Below are 642 nucleotides of genomic sequence, written 5' to 3'. Positions count from 1 at the left end.
CGGTGGCCTATAGCAGCAGGGAAACGCCCGGTCCCATTCCGAACCCGGAAGCTAAGCCTGCTAACGCTGATGGTACTGCAACCGGGAGGTTGTGGGAGAGTAAGAAACCGCCGACACCAAACAACAAACAACAACTCAATACAAGGTTGAAGGACCAAGACTTATTCAGTCTTGGTCCTTCAATTCGTTTTACAACCATTGTGTGTTGCAATTGAAAGTCTATTTCTGATTCCACACGAACCACCCGAGCCGTTGCTTATAGACCGCAAGGGATCCGAGCACCGTTCATACGCGCTAATTATCCCAGGTGAAGCGTCCAGGGTCACTGACATCAATCCTCAGGTAGCGCCTTTTGCGACCGCCCAGTCGGACCCCTACCGGATATATATCCAGGGCCTTGATATGCTGTGCTGCATCGCGCTGGTCGATGTAGTAAGTATCATGCGGCATCGCCAATCAGGCAGCCGGACCTGACCCCTGTTTGGTAGACACCTGATATCCAGCCCGGTTGGGTTGGGAAGAAAGGTAATCTACCACCATGCCTAGGTACTCCGAACAGTTCAAACGTGATGCTGTGGCCCTCTACGAAAACAATGAGGACCTCTCACTTCACGCGGCTTCAGCAGAGCTTGGAGTCAATCG

The 642-nt window shown here is 52.3% G+C and carries 1 protein-coding gene and 1 rRNA gene; both read left to right on the top strand.

All coding sequences use genetic code 11. From position 1 onward, the window contains the following. A 5S ribosomal RNA gene (gene rrf, locus FME68_RS12930) occupies window positions 1-116 on the top strand; the annotation flags it as partial. 422 nt (window positions 117-538) lie between these two features. Continuing rightward, window positions 539-642, top strand: a 104-nt coding sequence (locus FME68_RS13555; RefSeq protein WP_491523153.1) for a transposase, incomplete at its 3' end; no start/stop codon positions are given.

This window comes from Corynebacterium hiratae (assembly GCF_009708045.1).
Lineage (GTDB): Bacteria > Actinomycetota > Actinomycetes > Mycobacteriales > Mycobacteriaceae > Corynebacterium > Corynebacterium hiratae.
Note: the sequence above shows the minus strand (reverse complement) of the source record. Positions and strands in the feature narration are given on the sequence as shown.